Source organism: Variovorax sp. YR752, assembly GCF_943372545.1.
Genome location: NZ_CALRZC010000377.1, coordinates 1 through 4,955 on the forward strand (window position 1 = coordinate 1; position 4,955 = coordinate 4,955).

4 protein-coding genes are annotated in these 4,955 nt (G+C 71.4%); 1 reads left to right on the top strand and 3 read right to left on the bottom strand.

The window, feature by feature from the left end:
- Positions 1-169 precede the first annotated feature (169 nt).
- Positions 170-601 carry a BLUF domain-containing protein gene (locus AAG801_RS40520; RefSeq protein ID WP_341893527.1) on the bottom strand — a complete coding sequence of 144 codons (432 nt, stop codon included), beginning with the start codon at positions 599-601 and terminating at the stop codon, positions 170-172.
- A gap of 106 nt (positions 602-707) precedes the next feature.
- Between AAG801_RS40520 and AAG801_RS40525 the strand changes: the two genes are divergently transcribed.
- Complete coding sequence (locus tag AAG801_RS40525) at positions 708-3,260, top strand: FtsX-like permease family protein (RefSeq protein WP_341893528.1); 2,553 nt, start codon at positions 708-710, stop codon at positions 3,258-3,260.
- Positions 3,261-3,267: 7 nt separating this feature from the next.
- On the opposite strand, the gene AAG801_RS40530 is transcribed toward AAG801_RS40525, so the two are convergent.
- A complete protein-coding gene (locus tag AAG801_RS40530; protein ID WP_341893529.1) occupies positions 3,268-4,698 on the bottom strand; it encodes a methyl-accepting chemotaxis protein in 1,431 nt (476 codons plus the stop codon).
- Positions 4,699-4,723: 25 nt separating this feature from the next.
- Positions 4,724-4,955: chemotaxis protein CheW (locus AAG801_RS40535; RefSeq protein WP_341893530.1), on the bottom strand; the 232-nt coding region annotated here is incomplete at its 5' end.

Genomic DNA, 4,955 nt, shown 5'->3' on the forward strand with positions numbered 1-4,955 from the left:
CGGTGATGCGCGGACCGAGCGCCTTCATGAAGGCGCCGGCCGCGCCGGGCTCCAGCGCCGTCATCGGCGAGCCGTGGGAAACGAAGATCGAGGGGAGGCGGTGCGAATCCATGCCCTCATTGAACGCCCGGCGGCGGCCGAGGTGGCTCAGCCGGATTGCACGCAGCGTTCAGCGCGCCGGCCAGTCCGGGCTGCCGCCGGACAGGCGCTGCAGCAGCGCGATGGCCTGGCGCACGCTGTCGCCGCTCGGCCTGCTCTGCAGCTGCCCGAGGAAGGCCACGACGGCGCGATCGGGCTGGCCGCTGGCGCTGACGTAGCGCATCGACCAGTCGGGAAAGCGCGGTGCGGCGATCATCTCGCTGTGCAGCCGGGTGATCTGCTCGTGGCGCGGGTCGCCGAGGATGCGCTCGAAGCAGCTCTCCACCGCGGCGGGCGCACCCTCCAGCACCTGCACGAAGCGGCTGTCGTAGTGGAGCAAGGCACCGGTGACGCCCTGAGCCGCGTTCAACACGCGTGCGCGTTCCAGCAGCGCATCGACCTCGAGCGCAGTCATCTCCCGCGTGGCGCGGCTCATGTACAGCAGGCATTGCAGGCCGCTCATGAGAGGGACTGTAGGGCGAGCAGATACCGCGGTCATGCGGTGATTCGGCGAAGCGAGGAATCCCTCACGAAGCCAACATGCGTTCGAGCCGTGGCACAGTCGGCCCATGACTTCTTCCACACCTCGCCGCGCCTCGACGTTGGTGCTCGCCTGGCGCCAGATGGCGCGCGACTTCCGTGCCGGCGAACTGCGCCTGCTGGTGGCCGCCGTGATGCTGGCGGTCGCTGCGCTGACCGCGGTGGCCTTCTTCGCCGACCGCATCAACGGCGGCCTGGCGCGCGACGCGCGGCAGATCCTCGGCGGCGATGCCATCGTCGCCAGCGACCAGCCCGCGCCAGCGGCCTTTGCCGCCAAGGCGGCCGAGCTGGGGCTGGCCAGCGCGCAGTCGACCATCTTCCCGAGCATGGGCCGGGCGCCCGACGAGAAGGGCGGCGCCACCCGGCTGGTCACCGTCAAGGCGGTGGCCGCGGGCTACCCGCTGCGCGGCAAGCTGCGCCTGGCCGACGCGCCGGGCGGTGCCGAGACCGACATGGCCGCCGCGCCCGAGCCGGGCACGGTGTGGGTCGACGCGGCCATCCTCAGCTCGCTGTCGCTGCAGGTCGGCGATGAGATGCTGCTCGGCGACGCCAGCCTGCGCATCGCGAAGGTCATCGTCATCGAGCCCGATCGTGGCGCTGGTTTCCTCGGCTTCGCGCCGCGCGTGATGCTCAATCAGGCCGACCTGCCGGCCACCGGGCTGATCCAGCCGGCCAGTCGCGTCAACTACCGCCTCGCGGTGGCCTCGCGCGACCAGCGAGACGCGCCGGTGCGCGAGTTCGTGCGCTGGGCCGAGGCCGAACTGAAGGTGCAGGACCTGCGCGGCATCCGCATCGAGTCGATCGCCTCCGGCCGGCCGGAGATGCGCCAGACGCTGGACCGGGCGGAGAAGTTCCTCAACCTCGTGGCGCTGCTCGCGGCCCTGCTGGCGGCCGTGGCGGTGGGCATCGCGGCACGCGACTTCGCCAGCCGACACCTCGACGACTGCGCGATGCTGCGGGTGCTCGGCCAGCCGCAGAAGCGCATCGCGGCGCTGTATCTCGCCGAGTTCGGTGCCGTCGGGCTGCTGGCCAGCGCGCTGGGCGTTGCGCTCGGCTTCGCGGTGCACTATGTGTTCGTCTGGCTGCTGTCCGGCCTGGTCGACGGCGCGCTGCCGCCGTCGAGCATCTGGCCGGCGCTGTTCGGCCTCGGCGTCGGCATGACGCTGCTGCTCGGCTTCGGCCTGCCGCCGGTGCTGCAGCTGGCGCGGGTGCCGCCGCTGCGCGTGATCCGCCGCGACGTCGGCGCCCTCAAGCCCGCCTCGCTGGCGGTGCTGGCTGCCGGCACGGCGGGCTTCGTCGCCCTGCTGATGGCGGTGTCCAGCGATCTCAAGCTCGGCCTGATCGCCGTCGGCGGTTTCGCCGCGGCCGTGGCGCTGTTCGCGCTGCTGTCCTACGGCGCCGTGCTGCTGCTGCGCCGCACCGTGCCCGAGTCACGCGCGCCGCGCTGGCTGGTGCTGGCCACGCGGCAGATCGCAGCGCGCCCGGCCTTCGCGGTGCTGCAGGTGTCGGCGCTGTCGGTCGGCCTGCTGGCGCTGGTGCTGCTGGTGCTGCTGCGCACCGACCTGATCGGCGCCTGGCGCCAGGCCACGCCGCCGGACGCGCCGAACCGCTTCGTCATCAACATCCAGCCCGAGCAGGGCGAGGCCTTCCGGGCTCGACTCAGGGACGAGGGCATCGCGCGCTATGACTGGTTCCCGATGATCCGCGGCCGCCTGGTGGCCATCAACGGCAAGGGCGTGCGGCCGGAGGACATGGTCGAGGAGCGCGCAAAGCGCCTGGTCGACCGCGAGTTCAACCTCAGCCACACGGCCACGCTGCCGCCGCACAACGAGTTGCATGACGGGCAATGGACGGCCGAGGAGGCCGGCGGCCTGAGCGTGGAGGAGGGGCTGGCGAAATCGCTCGGCGTGACGCTGGGCGACACGTTGCGCTTCGATATTGCCGGCATGCCCGCCGAAGGCCGGATCACCAGCCTGCGCAAGGTCGACTGGGGGTCGATGCGGGTCAACTTCTTCGTCATCTTCCCGACCGACACGATGACCGGGGTGCCGGCCACCTACATCGCTGCCTTCCGCGCGCCGGACGGGCGAGGCGCAGCGTTCGACAACACGCTCAGCCGCGACTTCCCGAACATCACCAACGTCGACGTGTCGGCCTCGATCGCCCAGGTGCAGCGTGTGCTCGACCAGGTCATCCGCGCGGTCGAGTTCCTGTTCGGCTTCACGCTCGCCGCCGGCCTGGTGGTGCTGTTCGCCGCCGTGACGGCCACGCGCGAGGCGAGGGCGCGCGAGTTCGCGGTGATGCGGGCGATGGGCGCGAGCGCCAGGCTGCTTGGCCAGGTGCAGCGCGCCGAACTGCTCGGCGTCGGTGCGCTGGCCGGCGTGCTGGCCTCGCTCGCCGCGATCGCGGTCGGCTGGGCGCTGGCGCGCTATGCCTTCGAGTTCAGCTGGAACCCGTCACCCTGGGTGCCGCTGATCGGCGGCGCGGCGGGTGCACTGCTCGCGCTGGCCGCCGGCTGGTGGGGCCTGCGCGAGGTGCTGCGCCGCCCGGTCGTCGAGACCTTGCGGCGCGCCGCGGAGTAGCGCCGCTTCAGGCGGCCGCGAGGCGGAAGCCGGCCAATGCGTCGGCCAGCCGCTGTGCCTGCTGGCGCAGGCTCTCCGCGGCCGCGGTCGACTGCTCGACCAGCGCGGCGTTCTGCTGCGTCATCTGGTCGAGCTGGGTGACGGCGGTGTTGACCTGGCCGATACCGTCGCTCTGCTCGGTCGAGCTGGAGGTGATCTCGCCGATCACGTCGCTGACGCGCTGCACCGAGCCGACGATCTCGTTCATCGTCGCGCCGGCGTCGGCAACCAGCTTGGAACCGTTGTCGACCTTGTCGACGGAGGCGCCGATGAGGCCCTTGATCTCCTTGGCGGCCTCGGCGGAACGCTGGGCGAGGGAGCGGACCTCGGAGGCGACGACGGCGAAGCCGCGGCCCTGCTCGCCGGCGCGGGCGGCCTCGACGGCGGCGTTGAGCGCCAGGATGTTGGTCTGGAAGGCGATGCCGTCGATGACGCCGATGATGTCGGCGATCTTCTTGGAGCTGGCATTGATCTCGTCCATGGTGGAGACCACCTGGGAGACGACGGTGCCGCCGCGCTGGGCGACCTCGGCGGCAGAGGCCGCGAGCTGGTTGGCCTGGCGCGCCGAGTCGGCGCTGTTGCGCACGGTGGCGGTGAGTTGTTCCATCGCGCTGGCGGTCTGCTGCAGGTTGCTGGCCGCCTGCTCGGTACGGGCGGAGAGATCCTGGTTGCCGGTGGCGATCTCGTCGCTGGCCAGCGTCACGCTGCCGGCCGAGTCGCGCACCTGGATCAGCGTGCGTTGAACGCGGCCCAGTGCCTGCTTCAGCGCCACGGCGCCCGGCGTCGTGGCGGCCACATGGCCGAGGTCCAGTGAGACCTGGCCATCGCGCTCGACCTCGCCGACCAGTGCGCTCAACTCGTCGCCCTGGCGGGCCAGCGAGGCCATGCGCACGGCGATCCACACCTCGAGCGAGGTCTGCAGCACCACGTAGGCGGCGTGCATGATGATCTTCAGGAAGTTCGGCTCCGGCGTGCAGTAGACGCCCAGGCCGGCCGCCTGCAGGCGGTCGAAGGCGACGTGGTGCACCGCGAAGAAGGCCGCAGTGGCGAGGATCGGCCGCCAGTCGCGGTAGACCAGCAGCAAGGCCAGGGTGACGAACACGCCGAAGTGGAACTCCAGCGTGCCACGGCCGAGGTGGATGTGCAGTGCCACCGACGCGGCCACGCAGACGCCGAGCACCAGCCGAGAGCTCAGCGTGCCGGCAGCGCCGGCGTAGCTGAGCGCGCCGATTGCCAGCAGCAGGACCGACACGCCGGCCGCGAGGCCGAGCGAACCGTAGTACTGCCCGATGGCCAGCGCCGCGGCGGAGAAGGCGCCGAGCGTGATCAGCATGATCAGGTCGGCGGTGCGGCCGAGTGAGCTGTCGACGGCAGTGCGGGTGGAGATCGTTGCGCTCATGGGCGTGGTTCCGTTCGGCTGGCGTTCAATGGGTCGCGTCGATCAAGCCCATGTCGGCACTGGCCATGAGGGCCTCGATGTCCATGAGGATGAGCATGCGTTCGGCGGCGTCGTCGCCGCTGCCGCTCTTGACGGCGCCGATGCCGGTGATGAAGCCGGAGTCGACGGCGGAGGAGAGTTCGGGGGCGGGCTTGATGGAGCCAGCGGAGAGTTCGAGGACGTCGGAGACGGAGTCGACGACGGCGCCGACGACGCGG

Excerpts from the sequence above, each read along its gene's own strand:
- AAG801_RS40520 (WP_341893527.1), bottom strand. The coding sequence starts at position 601 with ATGAGCGGCCTGCAATGCCTGCTGTACATGAGCCGCGCCACGCGGGAG.
- AAG801_RS40525 (WP_341893528.1), top strand. The coding sequence starts at position 708 with ATGACTTCTTCCACACCTCGCCGCGCCTCGACGTTGGTGCTCGCCTGG.
- AAG801_RS40530 (WP_341893529.1), bottom strand. The coding sequence starts at position 4,698 with ATGAGCGCAACGATCTCCACCCGCACTGCCGTCGACAGCTCACTCGGC.